This window comes from Pseudomonas imrae (genome assembly GCF_046352735.2).
GTDB classification, from domain to species: Bacteria; Pseudomonadota; Gammaproteobacteria; order Pseudomonadales; family Pseudomonadaceae; genus Aquipseudomonas; species Aquipseudomonas imrae.
Genome location: NZ_CP110853.2, coordinates 3,830,427 through 3,852,723, shown reverse-complemented (window position 1 = coordinate 3,852,723; position 22,297 = coordinate 3,830,427). Strand labels below are relative to the sequence as shown.

21 protein-coding genes and 1 riboswitch are annotated in these 22,297 nt (G+C 59.4%); of the genes, 14 read left to right on the top strand and 7 right to left on the bottom strand.

Annotation, left to right across the window (positions count from 1 at the left end):
* Positions 1-83: 83 nt before the first annotated feature.
* Both OQ460_RS17420 and speB read right to left on the bottom strand, forming a co-directional pair.
* Positions 84-1,466 (bottom strand): sodium:solute symporter, encoded by a 1,383-nt coding sequence (locus OQ460_RS17420; RefSeq protein ID WP_410018638.1) that lies wholly within the window; start codon positions 1,464-1,466, stop codon positions 84-86.
* Positions 1,467-1,564: 98 nt separating this feature from the next.
* Complete coding sequence (gene speB, locus OQ460_RS17415) at positions 1,565-2,515, bottom strand: agmatinase (RefSeq protein ID WP_410018637.1); 951 nt, start codon at positions 2,513-2,515, stop codon at positions 1,565-1,567.
* Positions 2,516-2,696: 181 nt separating this feature from the next.
* Here speB and OQ460_RS17410 point away from each other — a divergent pair, with 181 nt between their 5' ends.
* The 7 genes from OQ460_RS17410 to OQ460_RS17380 all read left to right on the top strand — a co-directional run bounded on the left by OQ460_RS17410 (position 2,697) and on the right by OQ460_RS17380 (position 10,522).
* Complete coding sequence (locus OQ460_RS17410) at positions 2,697-3,590, top strand: LysR family transcriptional regulator (protein WP_410018636.1); 894 nt, start codon at positions 2,697-2,699, stop codon at positions 3,588-3,590.
* Positions 3,591-3,602: 12 nt separating this feature from the next.
* Positions 3,603-4,199 (top strand): tRNA-uridine aminocarboxypropyltransferase, encoded by a 597-nt coding sequence (locus tag OQ460_RS17405; protein WP_410018635.1) that lies wholly within the window; start codon positions 3,603-3,605, stop codon positions 4,197-4,199.
* A 145-nt stretch (positions 4,200-4,344) separates the two neighbouring features.
* Positions 4,345-5,247: a cysteine synthase CysM gene (gene cysM, locus OQ460_RS17400; protein WP_410018634.1), complete on the top strand. Its 903-nt coding sequence runs from the start codon at positions 4,345-4,347 to the stop codon at positions 5,245-5,247.
* Positions 5,247-6,599, top strand: coding sequence for a 23S rRNA (uracil(1939)-C(5))-methyltransferase RlmD (gene rlmD / locus OQ460_RS17395; RefSeq protein WP_410018633.1), 1,353 nt, complete (start codon positions 5,247-5,249; stop codon positions 6,597-6,599). Before cysM ends, rlmD begins: the two co-directional genes overlap by 1 nt.
* Positions 6,600-6,717: 118 nt before the next feature.
* Positions 6,718-8,961 carry a GTP diphosphokinase gene (relA, locus tag OQ460_RS17390; RefSeq protein ID WP_410018632.1) on the top strand — a complete coding sequence of 748 codons (2,244 nt, stop codon included), beginning with the start codon at positions 6,718-6,720 and terminating at the stop codon, positions 8,959-8,961.
* Between the two features lie 156 nt (positions 8,962-9,117).
* A complete protein-coding gene (gene mazG / locus OQ460_RS17385; protein ID WP_410018631.1) occupies positions 9,118-9,951 on the top strand; it encodes a nucleoside triphosphate pyrophosphohydrolase in 834 nt (277 codons plus the stop codon).
* Positions 9,952-9,976: 25 nt separating this feature from the next.
* Entirely contained in the window at positions 9,977-10,522 is a 546-nt protein-coding gene (locus OQ460_RS17380) for a DUF2058 domain-containing protein (protein ID WP_410018630.1), read from the top strand.
* Between the two features lie 92 nt (positions 10,523-10,614).
* Here the strand turns inward: OQ460_RS17380 and OQ460_RS17375 are convergent, their stop codons facing one another.
* The 4 genes from OQ460_RS17375 to purM all read right to left on the bottom strand — a co-directional run bounded on the left by OQ460_RS17375 (position 10,615) and on the right by purM (position 13,586).
* On the bottom strand, positions 10,615-10,803 hold the full coding sequence (locus OQ460_RS17375) for a hypothetical protein (RefSeq protein ID WP_410018629.1): 189 nt from the start codon (positions 10,801-10,803) through the stop codon (positions 10,615-10,617).
* 352 nt (positions 10,804-11,155) lie between these two features.
* Positions 11,156-11,869: a DUF3108 domain-containing protein gene (locus OQ460_RS17370; RefSeq protein WP_410018628.1), complete on the bottom strand. Its 714-nt coding sequence runs from the start codon at positions 11,867-11,869 to the stop codon at positions 11,156-11,158.
* Positions 11,870-11,877: 8 nt separating this feature from the next.
* Positions 11,878-12,528 (bottom strand): phosphoribosylglycinamide formyltransferase, encoded by a 651-nt coding sequence (gene purN, locus OQ460_RS17365; protein WP_410018627.1) that lies wholly within the window; start codon positions 12,526-12,528, stop codon positions 11,878-11,880.
* Positions 12,528-13,586 (bottom strand): phosphoribosylformylglycinamidine cyclo-ligase, encoded by a 1,059-nt coding sequence (gene purM, locus OQ460_RS17360; RefSeq protein ID WP_410018626.1) that lies wholly within the window; start codon positions 13,584-13,586, stop codon positions 12,528-12,530. The genes purN and purM overlap by 1 nt, the downstream gene beginning before the upstream one ends.
* 344 nt (positions 13,587-13,930) lie before the next feature.
* Here purM and OQ460_RS17355 point away from each other — a divergent pair, with 344 nt between their 5' ends.
* The 5 genes from OQ460_RS17355 to OQ460_RS17335 all read left to right on the top strand — a co-directional run bounded on the left by OQ460_RS17355 (position 13,931) and on the right by OQ460_RS17335 (position 18,548).
* Complete coding sequence (locus OQ460_RS17355) at positions 13,931-14,989, top strand: DUF2066 domain-containing protein (RefSeq protein ID WP_410018625.1); 1,059 nt, start codon at positions 13,931-13,933, stop codon at positions 14,987-14,989.
* 43 nt (positions 14,990-15,032) lie between these two features.
* Positions 15,033-16,106, top strand: a complete 1,074-nt coding sequence (locus OQ460_RS17350; protein WP_410018624.1) for an AI-2E family transporter — start codon at positions 15,033-15,035, stop codon at positions 16,104-16,106.
* A 215-nt stretch (positions 16,107-16,321) separates the two neighbouring features.
* Positions 16,322-17,026 (top strand): DnaA regulatory inactivator Hda, encoded by a 705-nt coding sequence (gene hda / locus OQ460_RS17345; protein ID WP_410018623.1) that lies wholly within the window; start codon positions 16,322-16,324, stop codon positions 17,024-17,026.
* Positions 17,027-17,237: 211 nt separating this feature from the next.
* Positions 17,238-17,864, top strand: coding sequence for a C40 family peptidase (locus OQ460_RS17340; protein ID WP_410018622.1), 627 nt, complete (start codon positions 17,238-17,240; stop codon positions 17,862-17,864).
* Between the two features lie 144 nt (positions 17,865-18,008).
* Positions 18,009-18,548, top strand: a complete 540-nt coding sequence (locus tag OQ460_RS17335) for a C40 family peptidase (protein ID WP_410018621.1) — start codon at positions 18,009-18,011, stop codon at positions 18,546-18,548.
* An 87-nt stretch (positions 18,549-18,635) separates the two neighbouring features.
* Here the strand turns inward: OQ460_RS17335 and OQ460_RS17330 are convergent, their stop codons facing one another.
* Entirely contained in the window at positions 18,636-19,949 is a 1,314-nt protein-coding gene (locus OQ460_RS17330) for a PQQ-dependent sugar dehydrogenase (RefSeq protein WP_410018620.1), read from the bottom strand.
* A 98-nt stretch (positions 19,950-20,047) separates the two neighbouring features.
* A riboswitch (cobalamin riboswitch) is annotated at positions 20,048-20,297 on the top strand.
* 77 nt (positions 20,298-20,374) lie between these two features.
* Here OQ460_RS17330 and cobO point away from each other — a divergent pair.
* The gene (gene cobO / locus OQ460_RS17325) at positions 20,375-20,986 is read left to right on the top strand and encodes a cob(I)yrinic acid a,c-diamide adenosyltransferase (protein WP_410018619.1); all 612 of its coding nucleotides are present in this window, start codon (positions 20,375-20,377) and stop codon (positions 20,984-20,986) included.
* Complete coding sequence (locus OQ460_RS17320; RefSeq protein ID WP_410018618.1) at positions 20,983-22,293, top strand: cobyrinate a,c-diamide synthase; 1,311 nt, start codon at positions 20,983-20,985, stop codon at positions 22,291-22,293. The genes cobO and OQ460_RS17320 overlap by 4 nt, the downstream gene beginning before the upstream one ends.
* Positions 22,294-22,297 lie beyond the last annotated feature (4 nt).

Below are 22,297 nucleotides of genomic sequence, written 5' to 3'. Positions count from 1 at the left end.
TTTACTGCCACGACCGGTTTGTTTTTCAGGCAAAAAAAACGGGCACGACATCCGACGTCGTACCCGCTGAAGAAACCTTTCACTCAGCCCGCGCGAACAACCGTTGCCGCTGGCCGACGGGACAACAGGCTGACCACCACGAAACTCAGCAGGCTAACGCCCAGGCTGTAGTAAATCGGCGTATTGGCCTCCAGGCCGTCCTTGAGCATGAACCCCAACGAAGTCACGAACCCCAGCGTCATCGCTGTGATCGCGCCTGGCGTGGTTGCGCGTTTCCAATAGATCGCCCCGATCAACGGAATCAACATGCCGCCCACCAACAGGTTGTAGGCCAGGGTCAGGGCGCTGATCACGTCGCTCACCACCAGCGCGATACCCAATACGGTGATGCCCGTCAGCAGGGTAAACAAGCGGTTGATATTCAAGCTCGACTGTTTACCGCCGCGCAAACGCGGCAGCAGGTCTTCGGCCAGTACAGTAGAGGCGGCGAGCAGGGCGGCGCTGGCGGTGGACATCATGGCGGCCAGTGCTGCGGCAATCACCAGGCCGCGAATGCCATCGGGCAGAGACAGTTTGACGATCGCAGCGAAGGCGTTGTTGACGTTATCCAGTTCTGGAAGCAGTACGTGGGCGGTCATGCCGATCAAAGCGCATACCAGCCCATAAAGAATGCAGTACAGCCCGGCAAAAGTGCCTGCATATCTGGCGACCTTTGCGTCGCGGGCCGTGAATACGCGCTGCCAGATGTCCTGGCCGATCAGGATGCCAAAAAAGTAGATCATGAAATAGGTGATGATGGTTTCCCAGCCAATGCTGGTGAAGCTGAAGCTGGCCGCTGGCAGCCTGGCCACCAGTTGGTCCCAGCCTCCTACACGGTACAGGCATATCGGCAGCAAGATAAACATCAGGCCGACGGTCTTGATCACGAACTGCACGATGTCGGTGAGGGTCAGTGACCACATGCCGCCGATGGTCGAGTAAACCACCACCACACCGCCACCCAGTACCACCGAGAGCCAGAATGGCAACTCAAACAAAACTTGCAGTACGGTGCCAATCGCAAGGACCGAGGTTACTGCGATCATCAGTGCATAGGCCAGCATGATCACCGCGCTGGCCTGGCGCGCCGTGGCGTTGTAGCGCTTTTCCAGCACCTGGGTCACGGTGAAGACTTTCAGTTTGAGCAGCGGTTTGGCCAGGAACAGGTTCAGCGCAATGATCCCCATGCCCAGTGCGGCGCACAGCCAGAAACCGGAAATCCCGTGGACATAGCCCAGGCGTACCGACCCGACCGTGGAAGCGCCGCCCAGTACGGTTGCGGCCATGGTGCCCATGTACAGCGACGGACCGAGGTTGCGCCCGGCAACCAGATAGTCTTCATGGGTCTTGGCTCGGCGCATGCCGTAATAGCCGAGCACGAGCATGCCTGCGGCGTAGATGAGAACGACGAATAAATCCAAAGCCATGATGGCGAATCTCCGATTATCTTTTTTATGGAGGGTCGGGCGAATTGAATAGCCATTTATCGAGGCAGACGAATGCGACGTCCGCCCCGTTCAAGGTCTCAGCGGTGAACGACGCCAGGCAGCACGCAAAGCATTTCGTAAAGCAGGTTGGCACCGAGCAACGAGGTGTTGCCGGTGGTGTCGTAGGGCGGCGAAACTTCTACCAGATCGCAACCAACCAGATCCAGGCCCTGGCATCCGCGAATGATCTCGATGGCCTGGATTGTGGTCAGCCCACCGATCTCCGGAGTGCCGGTGCCGGGTGCCCAGGCGGGGTCGATGCCGTCGATGTCGAAGCTCAAGTACACCGGGCCGTCACCGACCTTTTCCCGCACTTGCGCCATCAACGGTGCCAGGGACTGGTGCCAGCACTCTTCAGCCTGCACCACGCGAAAGCCTTGTTTGCGGCTCCAGTTGAAGTCTTCAGCGGTGTAGCCCTGGGCCCGCAGGCCGATTTGCACTACACGGTCGCAATCGAGCAGGCCCTCTTCCACGGCGCGGCGGAAGGTGGTGCCGTGGGCGATTTTCTCGCCAAACATGTGATCGTTGACGTCGGCGTGGGCATCGATATGCACCAGCCCGACCTTGCCGTGCTTTTTGTGGATCGCCCGCAGGATCGGCAGGGTGATGGTGTGGTCGCCACCCAGCGTCAATGGGATGACCTTGTGCGTGAGGATCTCATCGTAGGCTTCTTCGATGATCCGCACCGCATCCAGCAGGTTGAAGGTATTGATCGCGACATCGCCGATATCGGCGACGGACAGAGAATCGAACGGCGCAGCGCCGGTGGCCATGTTGTACGGGCGGATCATCACCGATTCGGCACGGATCTCTCGAGGGCCAAAGCGGGTGCCGGCGCGCAGCGAGGTGCCGATGTCCAGTGGCACGCCGATAAAGGCTGCGTCCAGGCCGGCAGCCGTTTGCAGGTGGGGAAGGCGCATCATGGTGGCGATGCCGGCGAAGCGCGGCATTTCATTGCCGCCCAGTGGTTGGTGAAAAATCTTGTCCACGGGAGTGCCTCAGGATTGTTGTGTTTATCAGAAGCCCGATTCTGCGAAATGCTCACTGTGGGTAGAATCGGCAGGTGCAAATACTTAGTTCAGGTTTTTCTGAACTAATGCCTGAGATAGACTGCGCAAGATAAGGGTGTGCCTTGGCGCAGTCTTTATTAATCCTGTGTAGGTATTTTCCATGGCCAGCGCCTTGCCCGACCTCAAACTCTTGCGCATCTTCGTCAGCGTCGTGCGTCACCAGGGGTTTGCCAATGCCCAGCATGAACTCAACCTGTCAACCTCGGCCATCAGCACCTACATGAGCCAGCTTGAAGGGGCGTTGGGCCTGGTGTTGTGTCATCGCGGTCGAGGCGGGTTCAGCCTGACCAGCAAAGGCGAGCTTTTTCATCAGGAAACCTTGCGCCTGCTGGGCGAGCTGGAGGGCTTTGAACAGTATGCTGCCGCGCTGAAAGGCGAACTGCGCGGTACTCTCAAGCTTGGGGTGCTGGACTCGACCGTAAGCGACAAAGCGCTACCGTTCGCCGAAGTGATCGGCGCCTACAACCTCGAACACCCTGCGGTGCATTTGCACCTGTCGGTGATGAGCCCCTACGAACTGCAGTTGGGGGTGCAGGACAATCGCCTCGACCTGGCGATCGGGGCTTTTTCCAATCGCATGAGCGGTCTGATCTACATGCCGCTGTATCGTGAGCAGCACTGGTTGTACTGCAGTTCACGGCATCCGTTGTTCAATGAGCGGCGCATTCCGGAGCAGGTAATCACTCAGCAGCGCATGGTCGGTCGCGGCTACTGGAGCCAGGCTGAACTGGCCCGTCACGGGTTCAAACACAGCGCTGCCACGGTGGAAAGCATGGAGGCGCAACTGATTCTGGTGCTATCCGGCGCCTACATCGGTTATTTACCGGAGCATTATGCGCAGGCCTGGGCCGACAAGGGTGACCTGCGGGTCCTGCTGCCGGCCACCTTTGGTTACCAGGCACCGTTTTCGATGATCATGCGTCGGGGTCGCAGTCGCGAGCCGTTGATCCAGACGTTCCGCGATTTGCTCAAAGCCCAGCTCAACCAGACTTGATTCGAGAAACCTATGGCCAGACCCCAATGCCCGCGTTGCCTGCGGCCGACTACCTATTGCCTGTGTGGGCTGATCCCCAGCCTGGACAGCCGCACACGGGTGCTGTTGCTGCAGCATCCAAGCGAGGTCAACCATGCACTTAACACCGCGCGGCTGGCTGCGTTGGGGTTGGTGAATGCGCAATTGGTAGTAGGCGAGGTGTTTGAAGATTTACCGGACTTGCTCAACCCACCAGGGTATCAGGCCCGCTTGCTGTTTCCTGGCGAAAGCGCGCAGCCGCTACGCGCCTACACCGCCTGTGATGCGCCGCTGCTGTTGGTTGTGCCGGACGGCACCTGGCGCAAGGCGCGCAAGCTGTTGCACCTCAATCCGCTGTTGGCGGCGTTGCCCAGAGTGGCACTGGCTGAAGGCGCTGTATCGCGCTATCGGCTGCGCAAGGCGCCAGGGCCCGGCGCATTGTCGACGGTGGAGGCGATTGTGCAGGCTTTGCAGGTGCTGGAGACGCCGAGTTCATTCGAGCCGTTGTTGCGGCCTTTCGAGGCGCTGATCGAGGGGCAGATTGCGGCGATGGGGGAGGCTGTCTTTATGAAAAACCATCTCGGTGGATAAAGCCGTTGGCAGCTTCACTGGCCTTGACCGCTACGAAGGGGTTGCACTTATAGCTTGTAGCTATAAGTACTGCACTTTGCGTGATATGGCGCGCAAGCGTTTGCCGGTATGATGGGCGGCCCGCAGCCTGGATTGCGAATACGCCATGACCTTGCCATACCCAACCATCGCCGATTGCGTCGGCAACACCCCACTGGTCCGCTTGCAACGCATGGCGGGTAACACCAGCAACACCTTGTTGCTCAAGCTTGAGGGCAATAACCCCGCAGGTTCGGTCAAGGACCGTCCGGCGCTGTCGATGATTGCCCGCGCCGAGTTGCGTGGGCAGATCAGGCCCGGTGATACCTTGATCGAAGCCACGTCAGGTAACACCGGGATTGCCTTGGCCATGGCCGCGGCGATCAAGGGCTACAAGATGATCCTGATCATGCCCGACAACGGCAGCGCCGAGCGCAAGGCGGCGATGACCGCCTATGGTGCCGAATTGGTCCTGGTGACCAAGGACGAGGGCATGGAAGGCGCCCGCGATCTCGCCGGGCGCATGGCCGCCGAAGGCCGTGGCCGGGTGCTGGATCAGTTCGCCAACGATGACAATCCCGAGGCGCACTACGCCAGCACGGGGCCCGAAATCTGGCGCCAGACCCAGGGCACGATTACCCACTTCGTCAGCTCCATGGGCACCACCGGCACTATCATGGGTATCTCCCGCTACCTCAAGGAGCAGAGTCCGGCGATTCAGATCGTTGGCCTGCAGCCTATGGAAGGCGCATCGATTCCGGGGATTCGTCGTTGGCCCGAAGAGTATCTGCCGAAGATCTATGAAGCGTCCCGTGTGGATCGCATTATCGACATGGCACAGCGGGAAGCCGAGGACACCACGCGTCGCCTGGCGCGTGAAGAAGGCATTTTCTGTGGTGTGTCTTCCGGTGGCGCCGTGGCCGGGATGTTGCGCCTGTCCCAGGAAGTTGAAAACGCGGTGATCGTGGCGATCATCTGTGACCGAGGCGACCGTTACCTGTCGACCGGCATTTTCGACGCGCCCAACTGATGGCCAAGCAAGAGAGAGGCCTGCGCTTCCAACCGACGGGCGGTAGCCGGGCTCCACAAATCCCTGTGGGCAAAAAACAGCGCCTGACGATCGAGCGCCTGGCCAATGACGGCCGCGGCATTGTCTTTTTTGAAGGCCGCACCTGGTTTGTCGTGGGCGCCCTGGCCGCAGAAGAAGTCGAGGTGCGGGTATTGGGCGCCCATGGCAAAGTTGTCGAGGCGCGCACCGAGCGGGTATTCAAGGCCAGTGAGCTGCGTCGCCCCGCGCCATGTGCGCATGCGGGCCGCTGTGGTGGTTGCAGCCTGCAACACTTGCCCCATAACGAACAGCTTGCCCTGAAACAGCGCATGCTGGCCGAGCAACTGTTGCGCGTCGCCGGTATTGAACCCCAGGAGTGGGCCGCGCCGTTGAATGGGCCGGAGTTCGGTTACCGTCGCCGGGCCCGGGTTGCCGTGCGTTGGGATGCCAAGGCCAAGCGCCTTGATGTCGGTTTCCGGGCCGTCGCCAGTCAGGACATCGTTGGTATCGACGACTGCCCGGTGCTGGTACAAGCCTTGCAACCGATCATGCAGCGCTTGCCGAACATGCTGCGACGCCTCGGCAAACCTCAGGCCTTGGGTCATGTCGAACTGTTCAGCGGCTCGACCATCGCTGTGTTGCTGCGGCACATGGCGCCGCTGTCTGATGCAGACCTGGTAATCCTTAAAGAATTCTGCACGTTCCATGACGCGCAATTGTGGCTGCATGGCGAAGGTGAGCCACAACCGTTCGAGCCGGACCAGGCCCTGGGCTATCGCCTGCAACAGTGGGATCTGGAGCTGGGGTATCGTCCCGGGGACTTTGTACAGGTCAATGCCGGGGTTAACGAAGCGATGGTTGCCCAAGCGCTCGAATGGCTGGCGCCGCAACCCGATGAGCGGGTACTGGACCTGTTTTGTGGGCTGGGTAACTTTGCCTTGCCACTTGCCCGTGGGGTCCGCGAAGTGGTGGCGGTAGAAGGCGTGCAGGCGATGGTAGAGCGGGCGGCGCAGAATGCGCTGAACAACAATTTGCATAATGCGCAGTTTTTTCAGGCTGATTTGTCCCAGCCTTTGGCTGACGCAGAATGGGCCAAAGCGGGCTTTTCTGCGGTACTCTTGGACCCACCCCGCGATGGTGCCCTGGAGGTTGTGCGCAAGCTTGCCACCCTGGGGGCCGATCGCCTGGTGTATGTGTCCTGCAATCCAGCCACGCTGGCGCGGGATACAGTCGAGTTGGTCAAGCAAGGCTACCGGCTAAAACGTGCCGGGATCCTCGACATGTTTCCGCAAACCGCGCATGTCGAGGCGATGGCGTTATTTGAAGCGAGCTAGGATGCTCGTTTAGTCCGACTGGCCTGCGTTCTCCAGGGCCTGTGACCTGCCATGGAGTTTGCGTACAAAGGGTCAGATTTTGACGCGCTACAGGCGCGTCGTAGGGAAGGTAAGCAAGATGGTACAGGTGAGAGCACACCAGCCGATCAACACTGACGGCAGTATCAATCTCGAGGCATGGCTGGATCATGCCGTCAGTGTCGATCCGGCACTGGACCGTGAAGCCTTGAAAGCAGCCTGCGAGTTCGCTCGTGAGTCTGAACAGCAAGACAATGCGGCCAAGAACCTGTGGGCCGAGGGTACATCCAGTTTTCGTACCGGGCTTGAAATCGCCGAGATTCTCGCCGACCTCAAGCTCGATCAGGACTCCCTGATCGCTGCGGTACTCTATCGCGGCGTGCGCGAAGGGCATATTGCGCTGCCGCTGGTCAGCCAGCGTTTCGGCGCCGTGGTGGCCAAGCTGATCGATGGCGTGTTGCGCATGGCCGCGATCAGCGCCAGCCTCAGTCCGCGCCAGTCCATGGTGCTGGGCACTCAGGGCCAGGTGGAAAACCTGCGCAAGATGCTGGTGGCCATGGTCGACGACGTGCGTGTCGCGCTGATCAAGCTGGCCGAACGCACCTGTGCGATTCGTGCGGTGAAAACCGCCGATGACGAAAAGCGCAACCGCGTTGCCCGCGAGGTCTTCGACATCTACGCGCCCCTGGCACACCGCCTGGGTATCGGTCATATCAAGTGGGAGCTGGAGGACTTGTCCTTCCGCTACCTGGAACCCGACCAGTACAAGCAGATCGCCACGTTGCTGCACGAGCGGCGGCTGGACCGTGAGCGTTTTATCAGCGACGTGATGGGTCAGTTGCGCTCGGAGTTGCAGGCCACCGGCGTCGAAGCCGACATCAGCGGTCGCGCCAAGCACATCTATTCCATCTGGCGCAAAATGCAGCGCAAGGGCCTGGCGTTCAGCCAGATCTACGACGTGCGCGCGGTGCGGGTGCTGGTGCCGGAAATGCGCGATTGCTACACCGCGCTGGGTATCGTCCACACCCTGTGGCGGCATATTCCCAAGGAATTTGACGACTACATCGCCAACCCCAAGGAAAACGGCTACCGCTCGCTGCACACAGCGGTGATCGGCCCCGAGGGCAAGGTACTGGAAGTGCAGATCCGCACTCATGCCATGCATGAAGAGGCGGAACTGGGCGTTTGTGCGCATTGGCGCTACAAGGGCACCGACGTCAAGGCCGGCTCCAACCAGTACGAAGAGAAAATCTCGTGGCTGCGCCAAGTGCTGGAGTGGCATGAGGAACTGGGCGACATCGGTGGCCTGGCCGAACAACTGCGGGTGGATATCGAACCTGATCGGGTCTACATCTTCACTCCCGACGGCCATGCCATCGACTTGCCCAAGGGCGCCACACCGCTGGACTTTGCCTATCGCGTCCATACCGAGATCGGCCACAACTGTCGTGGCGCCAAGATCAATGGGCGGATCGTGCCGCTCAATTACAGCCTGCAGACTGGCGAGCAGGTCGAGATCATTACCAGCAAGCACGGCACGCCGAGCCGCGACTGGCTGAACCCGAACCTGGGCTACGTCACCACGTCACGGGCGCGGGCGAAGATTGTCCATTGGTTCAAGTTGCAGGCTCGCGATCAGAACGTTGCTGCTGGCAAGACTTTGCTGGAGCGTGAGTTGGGGCGTCTGGGCTTGCCTCAGGTGGACTTCGACAAGCTGGCCGAAAAGGCCAACATGAAGATCGCCGAGGATATGTTCGCCGCCCTCGGGGCTGGCGATTTGCGACTGGCGCAACTGGTCAATCTCGCTCAGCAACTGGTAGAGCCGGAGCGCGGCTCCGAGCAACTGGAACTGATTCCGCGCAAGGCCACCGGCTACAAACCAGGCAAGCGCGGCGACATCCAGATCCAGGGCGTCGGCAACCTGATGACGCAAATGGCCGGCTGCTGCCAGCCATTGCCGGGAGACGCCATTGTCGGCTACATCACTCAGGGCCGCGGAGTGAGTATTCACCGCCAGGACTGTGCCTCGGTGTTGCAGTTGGGCGGGCGTGAGCCGGAACGGATCATCCAGGTCAGTTGGGGCCCGGTGCCGGTGCTCACCTATCCGGTGGATATCATCATCCGCGCCTACGACCGTTCAGGGCTGCTGCGGGATGTGTCGCAAGTGCTGCTTAACGAGCGGATCAACGTGCTGGCTGTCAACACCCGCTCGAACAAGGAAGACAACACGGCGTTGATGTCCTTGACCATCGAGATTCCCGGGTTGGATGCGCTGGGGCGGCTGCTGGGGCGGATTTCCCAGTTACCGAACATCATCGAGACGCGGCGTAACCGCACACCATGAGTCACTGGATGAGCGCGGATACAATGTGGGGGGGCTGGCTTGCCAGCGATAACACCGACTCGGTGTAACTGATGCGCCGAGGCGCCTGCATCGCGGGCAAGCCCGGCTCCCACATTGATCTGTGGCGAGACCACTTCAGCGAACAGAGATTGACTGATGTATTCACTTGAAGACCTGTTGCACCTGATGAACCGCCTGCGTGATCCGCAATATGGCTGCCCATGGGATATCAAGCAAACCTACGCCAGCATCGTCCCGCACACCCTGGAAGAGGCTTACGAAGTCGCCGATGCCATTGAGCGCGGGGATTTTGATCACCTGCAAGGTGAACTGGGCGACCTGCTGTTCCAGGTGGTTTATTACAGTCAGTTGGCGCGCGAAGAAGGGCGATTCGAGTTTGCGGGCGTGATCGATAGCATCACCGGCAAGCTGATCCGCCGCCATCCCCACGTGTTCCCCACCGGCGATCTGTACGCGCCGTTGGATATCCCGCAGTTAAATGAAGAGCAGGTCAAGGAGCGTTGGGAGCAGATCAAGGCCCAGGAGCGTGCGGAAAAATCCGCTGCCCCCAAGCAATTGTCCTTGCTCGATGACGTGCCCAGCGCCTTGCCGGCGTTATCCCGCGCCGCCAAACTGCAAAAACGCGCCAGTCAGGTTGGCTTTGACTGGCCATCAGCCTTGCCGGTGGTGGATAACGTGCGCGAAGAGCTGGATGAAGTGCTCGAGGCCATGGCTGATAACGACTCGGTAGCCATCGCCGATGAGGTCGGCGACCTGCTGTTTGCGGCGGTCAACCTGGCCCGGCACCTCAAGATCGATCCGGAAACCGCTTTGCGCGGCGCCAATGCCAAGTTCGAGAGACGCTTTCGATTTATCGAACAGGCATTGCGCGATACCCACCGTCCCATAGAAGATTGCACCCTCGAAGAGTTGGACGCCCTGTGGGGTGAAGCCAAACGTCAGGAAAAGAACGTGTCCAACTGCGGTTGAGCAGTTGCCTAAGTGAGTAAGCACCATGAGCATTTCCCTTCGCGACCAGTTGCTCAAAGCAGGCTTGGTCAATCAGAAGCAGGCCAAGCAGGTCGGCAAAGACAAGCAGAAGCAGCAACGCCTGGTCCACAAAGGCCAGGCGCAGGCGGATGACACTCAGCAGCGCCTGGCCCAGGAGGCGCAGGCGCAGAAGATCAAGCGCGATCAGGAGCTCAACCGCCAGCAGCAGGAAAAGGCTGAGGCCAAGGCCCGTACGGCCCAGGTCAAGCAGTTGATCGAAAGCTCGCGGTTGCCCAAATTGACCACCGAGGATTACTACAACTTCGTCGACGACAAGAAGGTCAAGCGCTTGTCGGTCAATACGCTGATGCGCAATAAACTGAGCAACGGCTCGCTGGCCATCGTCCATCACGGCGGCGGTTATGAAGTGATCCCACGTGAGGCGGCGCTGAAAATCCAGGAGCGAGCGCCTGAGCGTATCGTGCAGCTCAATATACTTACCGAGGCCCAGGTGCCGGATGAAGATGATCCGTACGCCGCCTACCAGATCCCTGACGATCTGATGTGGTAAGGCTGTAGAAACAACAAACCCCGCTCAAAAGGCGGGGTTCGTATTTTCAGGGCCCGGACTGCGTGGGGTCCGGTGACTGAATCATGCAATAGTCACGAGCTCTGCGCCTGGCGCTTCATCTCAAGTGTCTCGAGCTCGTTCTTGTAATTATGAGCGTCGCTCTCGTTGTGAAACATGCCGACCAGCAGGTCTTGTTGGTGTACATCCCAGATGTGAATCCCATGGCCCAACGCTTCGTGGGACATATGTGCGTCGTCGCGTTCAGTTACTTTTACAGTCATCTGCTTGCTCCAATCTCTGGTTGGTCTGCGGCAAGGCGTCGCAGGTCTTTGTTATATATTTTGTTAGCTTGCTAAGTAAACTCACTTTGCGTGCAGCAATTCATTGCAGTAAACGCAACAATGCTCCAGGCCGCGTAAACCGCGGCATTGCGTCGCCGGGGTGGAGGTTTCATGACAAAAGTTTCATGTTTTCGACAGGTTAAGAACTTGTATTGGATCGACTGGCGTTATCACGGGCGAGCCTGGGGCCCATAGGGAAAGCGCTCCATGCGATGGGACCAGTTGCCTCGCTACAAACTCCAGGCGAAAAAAAGCCCCGCATTACGCGAGGCTCTTTTTAAACAATCAACGATCAGCTGCCTTTTACTACCTTGCCGTTGACCGTACCGTCCAACAGCATGATGTTGTATTCCTTGCCGTCGGTCTCGACCTGTTGCAGGCGAACCAGCAGGTAATCCCAGTTCTTGGCGAACCACATCACCGTGGTGCGTTTGGTCTGGGTAGGGTCGCGTACGCGCTCGACCTTGATGGCATCGATCTGGCCGACTTTGGTGTCGACTTTTTCGGCTCCCAGCACGCGGAAGTCATAGGTATCGACTTCGCCATCGTCGACCACCTGGTAACTCATGGTCTTTTTGCCAGCGGCCACATCGTGTTGCAAGGCCAACTGGTAGGTGGACTTGTCGACCATGCCACGGTTCAGCGGGATCTTGACCGCGTCGCCGCGATCAGTGCCGGTGACCATCTTGGTGGTCCAGTCAAAATCCAGGTCGGCTTTCTTGGCTTTGCCCAGGCCACCACGTTCGAAGTGGTAGGACTGGGGCAGCAGGGTGTCCTTGTCCAGGGTCAGGGTGCTTTCCTCGGTCAGGCTGGCAATCATCATCGACGCCTTGAAGCTGAGCTTCCAGACACCGTTGGTGGTTTTTTCCAGGCTACGGGACGCTTTGCCGCTCATCGGCAGCTGTTTCCAGTCGGCGGTGTAGCTGGCGGAGAAAGGCTGAAGTTCTGCAGCTTGCACGGCAGGCAAGGCAAACAGAGCGAAAGCGAAGAGCAGGGCGCGACGCATAAAATCTCCTAGGTTCGAATCAAGTGGCCGCTGGCCGCAAGTAACTGGCCGTCCAATAATGCACCCTGGTCGCCAAGAATCAATCGTTCTTCGGCGAACCAGCGAACAGCCAGCGGGTAAATCCTGTGTTCCTGGGTATGAACCCGTTGCGCAAGGGTTTGCGCAGAGTCTGCAGACTCTACCGGAACCACTGCCTGTACGACCAGAGGCCCGCCATCGAGTTCCTCGGTGACGAAGTGGACGCTGCAGCCATGTTCCGTATCACCGGCCTCAAGGGCACGCTGATGAGTATGCAGCCCTTTGTACTTGGGCAGCAGGGACGGATGGATATTCAGTAGGCGCCCGTGATAATGCCGCACGAAACCTGCGCTGAGAATGCGCATGAAACCGGCCAGTACCACGAGTTTGGGGTTGAACGCATCGATCAGCTCGACCAAGGCTGCATCGAAGGCCTCGCGACCTTCGAAGGCCTTGTGATCCAGCGTGCGGGTTTCGATCCCCGCGTCTTTGGCGCGTTGCAGACCGTAGGCATCGCTGCGGTTGGAAATCACCGCAGCGATACGCACCGGGCTGTCGCCGGTGCGCGTGCTGTCGATCAGGGCCTGCAAGTTACTGCCGGTGCCGGAGAGCAGCACCACGACATCACAGGTCGGGGACATCAGTGCGCCTTGAGGTTCTTCAGTTCAACCTGGGCTGCGCCTTCGGCAGCGGTAGCGATCTGGCCGATCACCCACGGTTGTTCACCGGCTTCACGCAGTACGTTCAGCGCAGTTTCAACGTGCTCTTGAGCCACGCAGATCACCATGCCCACGCCGCAGTTCAGCACGCGATGCATTTCGGTTTCGTTGACGTTGCCTTTCTCTTGCAGCCAGTCGAACACTGCAGGACGCTGCCAGCTGGCCACGTCGACAATCGCCTGGGCGCCTTTTGGCAGGACGCGCGGGATGTTGTCCAGCAGGCCACCACCGGTAATGTGGGCCATGGCCTTGACCGCGCCAGTGTCCTTGATCAGCTTGAGCAACGGCTTGACGTAGATGCGGGTTGGGGCCATCAGCAGGTCGGTCAATGGCTGGCCGTCAAGCTGGATGTTCTCGATGTCGGCGCCGGACACTTCGATGATCTTGCGGATCAGCGAGTAACCGTTGGAGTGCGGGCCGGACGATGGCAGGGCCAGCAGTGCATCGCCAGCAGCAACCTTGGAACCGTCGATGATTTCTGCTTTTTCCACGACGCCGACGCAAAAGCCGGCCAGGTCGTAGTCTTCGCCTTCGTACATGCCCGGCATTTCAGCGGTTTCGCCGCCGACCAGCGAGCAACCCGACAGCTCGCAGCCTGCGCCGATGCCGGTCACGACCTGGGTCGCGGTCTCGACGTTGAGCTTGCCGGTGGCGTAGTAGTCGAGGAAGAACAGCGGTTCGGCGCCGCAGACCACCAGGTCGTTGACGCACATGGCAACCAGATCGATGCCGATGCTGTCGTGCTTGTTCAGGTTCAGTGCCAGGCGCAGCTTGGTGCCCACACCGTCTGTGCCGGAGACCAGGACAGGCTGCTTGTAACCGGCCGGGATCTCGCAAAGGGCGCCAAAACCACCCAGGCCGCCCATGACTTCGGGGCGCGCAGTGCGCTTGGCGACGCTCTTGATGCGTTCGACCAATGCTTCACCGGCGTCGATGTCTACACCGGCGTCCTTGTAGCTCAGGGAGGGTTGCTTGCTCATGATCCAGGCCTTTAGGGGGGATTCAGGGGTAACGACCGAGCTGGCGAGGGCTTTGGTGAAACGCCCAGCCGTTGACGGTCTGTGAAGGCGCGCGATTTTATCAGGCTTGAGGGGCAGCGGCCATCCTCGGGCCGACGGGCAGAGGTATATGTAGGTAAAAAAACGCTAATCGGCGCCGCAATCGCCTGTATTAAGGTATAGCCTTTAAACCGCTATCGTTATGACAGTACGAAAACTTGCCGGGGTGTGGTGAATGTTTTGGTGGTCGTTGTGGTCACAGCCTAGCTAAACCCTGTTTACGCGGTCTTTTCCAGCCGCTTCTTGTCGTTCGGGAATCTTTCTTCATGGGTCTGAGTAGATACTTTTTTGTAGGCTGTTTGTCATTGGTCAGCCTGGCGAGTCATGCCGAAACCCTCAATGGCCTCTATCAAGTACTGGAGCCTGTCAGCAGCCAATCTCCGGATGAGCGAGATCAGGCAACTCAGCGCGCTCTGCAAACCCTGGTAACTCGCCTGACTGGCGATGCCAAGGCCGCTCAAGGTCCTGGGCTGGCGGCAGTTCGCAAGGATCCGCAACAAATTATCAGCCAGTACGGTTATGACGCGGGCCCTCCCGAAAGCCTGCAGGTGGATTTTGACCCTGCCAGCACGGACCGTGCGTTGCGTGACGCCGGGCTGGCACTTTGGGGTAGCAATAGGCCTTCGATCCTGGGCTGGTGGCTGAGTGACTCGACCGAAGGCAGCAGCCTTGTAGCCGACGGTCAGGCTGCCGCTGAACCGTTGCGTCGCGCAGCCCAGCACCGCGGGCTGCCGCTGCGTCTGCCGTTGGGTGATCTTGATGAGCAGATTGTCGCCACAGCACCGAATTTTGAAAGCGCTGATCCGGCGCCACTGCGCTCTGCATCGCAGCGCTACGGTACTGACGCCTTGCTGGCAGTACATGCCCGTGAAGAGGTGGGTCAATGGCAAGCCAAGTGGCGTTTGTGGCTGGGTGATGAAACAGAGCAGGGCACTGTGCAGGGCGCGGACACAGCTGCGCTGGCCGACGCCGTGTTGCTGGCAGTGAGCGAGCGCCTGGCGCCACGCTTTGCGGTCAAGGCTGGAGTTTCCAGCGAGCAGTTACTTGAAGTGCAAGGCATGAGTCTTGAGCGTTATGCGGCTTTGGGGCATCTGCTGGAGCCCTTTGGCGCGAAGTTACAGCGGGTCGATGGCAACCGGATCGTCTATCAGGTCAATGGCAGTGCTGATCAATTGCGCACCCAACTGAGCCTGGCGAAGTTGCAGGAGGTACCGGCTGGCGAAGTGCCGGTGTCGCAACCGGTGCAGTTGCCCGCTGCCGAAGGTTCGCAAGCGGTGCCTGCGCTGGCGGTCGAGCCGACGCCACAACTGCGTTTTCGTTGGTGAATGTTCTTTCTTATATAGAAGCAAACAATAAATGGAGCGGTATATGGCGGATACGCGTCGTTGGGTGTGGCTTGGCGGGATTGTCCTGCTGTGCGTTTTTGTGTTCCTGCTGCATTCGATCCTGACGCCGTTCCTGGTCGCGCTGCTGCTGGCCTATCTGTTCGATCCCGTCGTGGATCGGCTGGAAAAAGCCGGGCTGTCGCGAACCTGGGGGGTGGTGACGGTTTTTACCCTGTTTACCTTGATTATCATGGCGCTGTTTCTGGTGCTGGTCCCCATGCTGGCCAAGCAGATGATTCGTCTCTACGAACTGGCACCACAGATGCTCGACTGGCTGCAGCACACGGCGATGCCCTGGGTTCAGTCCAGCCTCGGTCTGGCCGATGGCTTCTGGAAATTCGACAAGGTCAAGGCCGCCATCAGTGAGCATATGGGCCAGACGACCGATATCGTCGGGATCATTCTCAGCCAGGCCACGGCTTCCAGCCTGGCGCTGATCGGCTGGCTGACGAACCTGGTGTTGATTCCGGTGGTGGCGTTTTATCTGCTGCGTGATTGGGACATCATGATTGCGAAGATCCGCAGTCTGCTGCCGCGTGATCGCGAGGAACGCATCGTGTCCCTGGCAGAGGAGTGTCACGAAGTGCTGGGTGCTTTCGTCCGCGGCCAGTTGCTGGTGATGGTGGCGTTGGGCTTTATCTATGCCGCCGGCTTGATGGTGATTGGCCTGGAACTGGGCCTGTTGATCGGTGTTATCGCTGGCCTGGCGGCGATTGTCCCGTATATGGGATTCGTCATCGGCATTGGTGCAGCCCTGATCGCTGGACTGTTCCAGTTTGGCGGCGACTTGTACCCGATGCTGGGCATTGTCGCGGTGTTCATGGTCGGGCAGGCGCTCGAAGGCATGGTGCTGACGCCATTGCTGGTGGGTGATCGAATCGGCCTGCATCCGGTCGCCGTGATCTTTGCGATCCTGGCGGGCGGCGAGCTGTTTGGTTTTACCGGAATCCTGTTGGCGCTCCCGGTTGCGGCGGTGATCATGGTGCTGGTTCGCCATGTGCATGACCTGTACAAGGATTCGGGTGCCTATACAGGGGTCGATGAGTCCCAGTTGTAAGGTTTTACGGCAAACCCGGTGCGATGCCGGGTTTGTCGTCAATCCGCCTTGCCATCCGGCCATTGCGTCAAATAAACCCAAAAAATCCAACAAGTTAACGCAAACCTTTGATTTTGCTTGTGGTCTGTTGCATTGTGCGCCCAGCGTCACGGGTATAAACTTTGCGAACTTTACACAGAGGCCACTAACGGTTCGATCCGAACTGTTCAGTCAGCATGAAACCGATTCAGCTGCCCCTAGGTGTGCGTCTGCGTGACGACGCTACCTTTATCAACTACTACCCAGGCGCCAATGCCGCTGCACTCGGCTATGTCGAGCGGCTTTGCGAAGCCGACGCCGGTTGGACCGAAAGTCTTATCTACCTCTGGGGCAAGGACGGCGTAGGGCGTACTCACTTGTTGCAGGCGGCCTGCCTGCGTTTTGAGCAGTTGGGGGAGTCGGCGGTATACCTGCCGCTGGCGGAATTGCTGGATCGTGGCATCGAAATCCTCGATAACCTTGAACAATACGAATTGGTTTGCCTGGACGACCTGCAAGCGGTAGCCGGGCGAGCGGATTGGGAAGAGGCGCTGTTTCACCTGTTCAACCGTCTGCGCGACAGCGGGCGCAGGTTGCTGATTGCCGCTTCTACCTCGCCTCGCGAGTTGCCGGTCAAGTTGGCGGATCTCAAGTCCCGGCTGACCCTGGCGCTGATTTTCCAGATGCGTCCCTTGTCAGATGAAGACAAGCTGCGCGCCCTGCAGTTGCGTGCTTCCCGCCGTGGCCTGCACCTGACCGATGAGGTCGGCCATTTCATCCTGACGCGCGGTACCCGCAGCATGAGTGCGTTGTTCGATTTGCTCGAACAACTCGATCAAGCGTCCCTGCAAGCCCAGCGCAAGCTCACGATTCCCTTTCTTAAAGAAACCCTTGGCTGGTGATGGCCCTTTGAAGTCACTGTCTTGGCGTTTTACAGGCGCCAATAATGCTGCGGTTGAACCGACCTGGCCATGCAAGAGGGCCTGGATAGGGGGCAGGGGCTTAGATGTCAGGCTGCGAACAAGAAGTCACATAGGCCGCGATTGAATTTGCAAATCGATGTGATAGAAGGCATAGTCGCGTCTTCTTTACATATCAGCCACGGTCGTGCCCATGCTCAATCGCTTCGCACCCCTCGTGCCTCTCGCACTCGTTACCCTGTTGTTCGGTTGCGCCTCCCACCCTCAAGTGGCTGAGCAGCAAACATCGCAACAGCAGCACCAAGCCAAGTTCGTTGCAGCGCAGTCTTCTACTGTTTATGAAGAAGAGCTCGTGACAGAAAAAGAACTGGCAGAGTTCTCCGACAGCAAGCCTTATCAGCTTCCGCTTCTGGCAGACAGCATCCTCGAGCGCGGCATGTCCCTGATCGGTACCCGCTATCGCTTCGGCGGCAGCACCGAAGCCGGCTTCGATTGCAGTGGCTTCATCGGCTATCTGTTTCGTGAAGAGGCGGGTATGAACCTGCCGCGCTCGACTCGCGAAATGATCAACCTGGATGCACCGTTGGTCGCACGAAACAACCTCAAGCCGGGTGATCTGCTTTTCTTCAGTACCAATGGCCGTGGTCGTGTAAGCCACGCGGGTATCTATCTGGGCGATGACCAGTTCATCCACTCCAGCAGCAGCCGCAGCGGCGGTGTACGGGTCGACAAGTTGGACTCCGGCTACTGGAGCAAGACCTTCATTGAGGCCAAGCGCGCCCTGGCCATGGCTCCCACTACCGTTACCTCTCGCAAGTAAAGTTAAAGTGATACTTGAAGTTTGACGTGTAAGCGCTAGAATCCTGGTACATTGTTGTGAATCTGATCGCGCGAGCCTTGCTTGCGCGTTCTGATTTCAGCCTTCGGCAGCGAAAGCCACATCCAGATCAGGATTGTTTTGCCCATGTCGACCTCGGCCCGCCTAATTCTTCTCGTTTGCGCCGCGCTGCTCAGCGCCTGTGCAAGTCGCCCGCAACTTGCGCCTGTGGCCGTCAAGCCAAAGCCGGTATTCAACTATTCCACCCAGAGCTTCTCGCCAGTGGCCGAAGACGTGTTGTTTCGCGCCCTGGGTTTGGTAGGAACGCCTTATCGCTGGGGCGGCAATACGCCTGATTCGGGTTTTGATTGCAGTGGCCTGATTGGTTTTGTCTACCGCGATGCCGCTGGTATTTCCCTGCCGCGAACTACTCGTGAACTGATTGTGATGCGTGCGCAGAACGTCAGTGAGGACGCCTTGCAAACCGGAGATCTGCTGTTCTTCGCCACCGGTGGTGGTTCGCAGGTCAGCCATGCCGGGATTTACGTCGGCGAAGGGCGTTTTGTCCACGCACCGCAAACGGGTGGCACGGTGAAGCTCGATACCCTGTCCAAGACCTATTGGCAGAATGCTTACTTGAGCGCCAAGCGCGTGTTGCCGGCCGAACACCTGGCGAGGAATCCTTGAAGGCAGCTGTAAGTATCAAGCGGCAAGCTGCAAGTAGTTTTGTCGTTCCGCCTGCAGCTCGCCGCTAAAATCTCGCAACGCCCCCTTCTACTGAACGGCTGATACCCGCCAAACCTTATTGCCTACGTCGTCGGCTACCAGCAAGGCCCCTTGTCGGTCGATCACCACGCCTACCGGTCGGCCCATGGCTTTTTCGTCACTATTGAGGAAACCGGTCAGCACATCCACTGGTTGTCCTTTCGGCATGCCTCCTTCAAACGGTACAAAAACTACCTTGTAGCCGCTATGGGGTTTGCGGTTCCACGAGCCGTGCTGACCGACAAACGCACCGTTGCTCAAACGCGCCGGCAGCGTGGTGCCCTCGGCGAATGTCAGGCCCAGTGAAGCTGTATGCGGTCCCATGGCGTAATCCGGGGCGATAGCCTTGGCTACTAGATCCGGATCCTGCGGTTCTACGCGCACATCCACATGCTGGCCGTAATAACTGAAGGGCCAGCCATAGAAGCCGCCATCCTTGACTGACGTAATGTAGTCCGGCACCAGGTCGCTGCCGATTTCGTCGCGCTCGTTGACTGCCGTCCATAGCTTGCCGCTTTGTGGCTCCCATGCCATGCCGTTGGGGTTGCGCAGGCCGGATGCGAAGATCCGGTGTTTACCGCTGGCCCGATCCACTTCCCAAATCGCTGCACGACCTTGTTCTGCTTTCAGGCCGTTTTCCCCGACGTTGCTGTTGGAGCCGACGCTGACGTACAACTTGCTGCCGTCTTTGCTGGCAATCACGTTTTTCGTCCAGTGATGGTTCAAGGGGCCACCCGGCAGATCGACGACCTTGGTTTCAGGTGCGGTGATGGAGGTTTCGCCTGGCTGGTAAGGAAAGCGCAGCAGCTTATCCGAGTCGGCGATGTACAGATCATTACCCACCAGGGTCATGCCGAATGGTGAGTTGAGGTTTTCCAGGAATACCGTACGGGTTTCCGCCACGCCGTCATGGTCGGCATCGCGCAACAGTGTGATGCGGTTCGGGCTGGGTACCCCGGCACCGGCGCGGCCCATGACTTTCTCCATGACCCAGCCACGGATGCCTTTGGAATCGTCCGGTTTGGGCGGGGCGTTGGTTTCTGCTACCAGCACGTCGCCATTGGGCAGCACGTATAGCCAGCGAGGGTGATCCAGGCCTTCGGCAAATGCCGCGACCTGGGTGCCGGGTGCGGCTGTCGGCTTGATACCGTCGGGCCAGCCAATTGCGGGGGCGATGTTGACGGTAGGAATCAGGGTTTTATTCGGTTCTGGCAGTTTGGGCGACGGCCCGGTGCCGTCGGACACTTGCAAGGTTGAGCTTTCACCACAGGCGGCAAGGGCGCCTGCCGCCATGACCAGCAGGGCGATTCGGGTCTTGTGCATGGTTTTCTCCTCATATGTGTAGTCATAGAGGCTCGAGGCAGCGGGATGGTTCAAGTGCATGGCCGGCTTTAATTGACGCTCCATCCCCAACCCACTAACCTTCGCCGCTTGTTTCAGGTGCTCTGTGGCGATCAAGTCGACAGAGTGAAACAGGGAAGCCGGTGAGTGAGCGCACTTGTACACAGTGCAGCCACAATCCCGGCGCTGCCCCCGCAACGGTAAATGAGTCAAGACGCTGCTTATGCCACTGTATCGCGTGCGATACGGGAAGGCGCATCGTCGGACAGTGCTCCTCGACGAACACGCCACTCATGAGCCCGGAGACCGGCCTGATTCATCCAACAGCATCACGGTGGGCGATGCTTGGCTTCACCTGTGTCTTTTTCCTGCCTGCCGTTTTTGCCCAGCCCCAACGGAGAGCTGCCATGACTGAATCCCCTGATCGTGACGAACGCCATCTGGCGCGCATGCTGCGCAAAAAAGCGCTGATCGACGAACGTATTGCCAACTCCCCCAACGAGTGCGGATTGCTGCTGGTGCTGACTGGCAATGGCAAAGGCAAGAGTAGCTCGGCGTTTGGCATGCTGGCGCGTGCCATGGGGCACGGCATGCAGTGCGGTGTGGTGCAGTTCATCAAGGGCCGCAACAGCACCGGTGAAGAGTTGTTCTTCCGCCGCTTTCCCGAGCAGGTGCGTTTCCACGTGATGGGCGAAGGCTTTACCTGGGAAACCCAGGACCGCCAGCGAGATATCGCCGCCGCCGAAGCTGCCTGGCAGGTGTCCCGGGAAATGTTGCAGGACCCCAGCGTTGGCCTGGTCGTACTGGATGAGCTGAATATTGCCCTCAAGCACGGCTACCTCGACCTGGATCAAGTACTCAGCGACCTACAAGCCCGCCCGCCGATGCAACACGTGCTGGTTACCGGCCGTGGTGCCAAGCCGCAGCTGATTGAACTGGCCGACACGGTCACTGAAATGGGCATGCTCAAGCATGCGTTCCAGGCCGGGATCAAGGCACAGAAGGGCATCGAACTTTGAATCAGCCGCGACATTGTCCGGCGGTGCTGATCGCTGCGCCGGCCTCCGGCCAGGGCAAGACCACCGTCACGGCCGCCCTGGCCCGCTTGCACCGTAACCTGGGGCGCAAGGTCCGGGTGTTCAAGTGCGGCCCGGACTTTCTCGACCCCATGATCCATGAGCGCGCCAGTGGGGCGCCGGTGTATCAATTGGATATGTGGATGGTGGGTGAGCAGGAGAGTCGCCGCCTGTTGTGGGAAGCAGCGGGGGAGGCTGACCTGATCCTCATTGAAGGTGTCATGGGGCTGTTTGACGGCACGCCGTCCAGTGCTGATCTGGCGCGGCATTTTGGTGTGCCTGTACTGGCGGTGATCGACGGTACTGCCATGGCCCAGACCTTTGGCGCCCTGGCGCTGGGGCTGGCACGTTATCAACCGGACCTGCCTTTCGCCGGCGTATTGGCCAACCGGGTGGGCACCCTGCGTCATGCGCAATTGCTGGAAGGCAGCCTGACAGAAGGTTTGCGTTGGTACGGTGCGCTGTCCCGCGAGACGGGCATCGAACTGCCCAGTCGTCACCTGGGCCTGGTGCAAGCCAGCGAGTTGAATGACCTGGACCTGCGCCTGGATGCGGCTGCCACGGCTTTGGGCGGCAGTTGCGAGGTCGCGCTGCCACCGCCGGTGGAGTTTGCCGCACCCGAGGTGACCACGGCCGAGCCGTTGCTGGCCGGCGTGCGGATTGCCGTGGCGCGTGACGAAGCGTTCGCCTTTACCTATGGCGCCAGCCTTGACCTGCTGCGTGCCATGGGGGCCGAGCTGGTTTTCTTCTCGCCGATCCATGATTGCCGCCTGCCAGAAGCCGACAGCCTTTATCTGCCCGGCGGCTATCCGGAACTGCATCACCAGGCCTTGTCGGAAAATACCTCGATGCTCGCCGCGATCCGCAGCCATCACACCGCTGGCAAGCCGCTGTTGGCCGAGTGTGGTGGGATGCTCTATTTACTCGACTCGCTGACTGACGTCGACGGCAATCGCGCCGGGCTGCTGGGCCTGCTTCCTGGTGATGCGGTGATGCAAAAGCGCCTGGCCGCCCTGGCCTTGCAAATTGTCGAACTGCCGGAAGGCGTGCTTCGCGGGCATACCTATCATCACTCACTGACCAGTACCGAGTTCCAGCCGATTGCACGAGGCCTGAGCCCGAATGGCGGGCGTGGCGCCGAGGCGGTGTATCGCGATGGACGGATGACGGCCTCGTATGTGCATTTTTACTTCCCGTCCAACCCGCAAGCGGTTGCGGCGCTGTTCGCGCCTGATCCCGGGGTTGCCTGACGCC

Coding starts and splice junctions, on each gene's coding strand:
- OQ460_RS17335 (WP_410018621.1), top strand. CDS start 18,009: ATGTCGACCTCGGCCCGCCTAATTCTTCTCGTTTGCGCCGCGCTGCTC.
- OQ460_RS17380 (WP_410018630.1), top strand. CDS start 9,977: ATGAGCATTTCCCTTCGCGACCAGTTGCTCAAAGCAGGCTTGGTCAAT.
- OQ460_RS17375 (WP_410018629.1), bottom strand. CDS start 10,803: ATGACTGTAAAAGTAACTGAACGCGACGACGCACATATGTCCCACGAA.
- OQ460_RS17405 (WP_410018635.1), top strand. CDS start 3,603: ATGGCCAGACCCCAATGCCCGCGTTGCCTGCGGCCGACTACCTATTGC.
- rlmD (WP_410018633.1), top strand. CDS start 5,247: ATGGCCAAGCAAGAGAGAGGCCTGCGCTTCCAACCGACGGGCGGTAGC.
- mazG (WP_410018631.1), top strand. CDS start 9,118: ATGTATTCACTTGAAGACCTGTTGCACCTGATGAACCGCCTGCGTGAT.
- OQ460_RS17340 (WP_410018622.1), top strand. CDS start 17,238: ATGCTCAATCGCTTCGCACCCCTCGTGCCTCTCGCACTCGTTACCCTG.
- purN (WP_410018627.1), bottom strand. CDS start 12,528: ATGTCCCCGACCTGTGATGTCGTGGTGCTGCTCTCCGGCACCGGCAGT.
- purM (WP_410018626.1), bottom strand. CDS start 13,586: ATGAGCAAGCAACCCTCCCTGAGCTACAAGGACGCCGGTGTAGACATC.
- OQ460_RS17420 (WP_410018638.1), bottom strand. CDS start 1,466: ATGGCTTTGGATTTATTCGTCGTTCTCATCTACGCCGCAGGCATGCTC.
- OQ460_RS17350 (WP_410018624.1), top strand. CDS start 15,033: ATGGCGGATACGCGTCGTTGGGTGTGGCTTGGCGGGATTGTCCTGCTG.
- OQ460_RS17370 (WP_410018628.1), bottom strand. CDS start 11,869: ATGCGTCGCGCCCTGCTCTTCGCTTTCGCTCTGTTTGCCTTGCCTGCC.
- hda (WP_410018623.1), top strand. CDS start 16,322: ATGAAACCGATTCAGCTGCCCCTAGGTGTGCGTCTGCGTGACGACGCT.
- OQ460_RS17410 (WP_410018636.1), top strand. CDS start 2,697: ATGGCCAGCGCCTTGCCCGACCTCAAACTCTTGCGCATCTTCGTCAGC.
- relA (WP_410018632.1), top strand. CDS start 6,718: ATGGTACAGGTGAGAGCACACCAGCCGATCAACACTGACGGCAGTATC.
- cysM (WP_410018634.1), top strand. CDS start 4,345: ATGACCTTGCCATACCCAACCATCGCCGATTGCGTCGGCAACACCCCA.
- cobO (WP_410018619.1), top strand. CDS start 20,375: ATGACTGAATCCCCTGATCGTGACGAACGCCATCTGGCGCGCATGCTG.
- OQ460_RS17355 (WP_410018625.1), top strand. CDS start 13,931: ATGGGTCTGAGTAGATACTTTTTTGTAGGCTGTTTGTCATTGGTCAGC.
- OQ460_RS17330 (WP_410018620.1), bottom strand. CDS start 19,949: ATGCACAAGACCCGAATCGCCCTGCTGGTCATGGCGGCAGGCGCCCTT.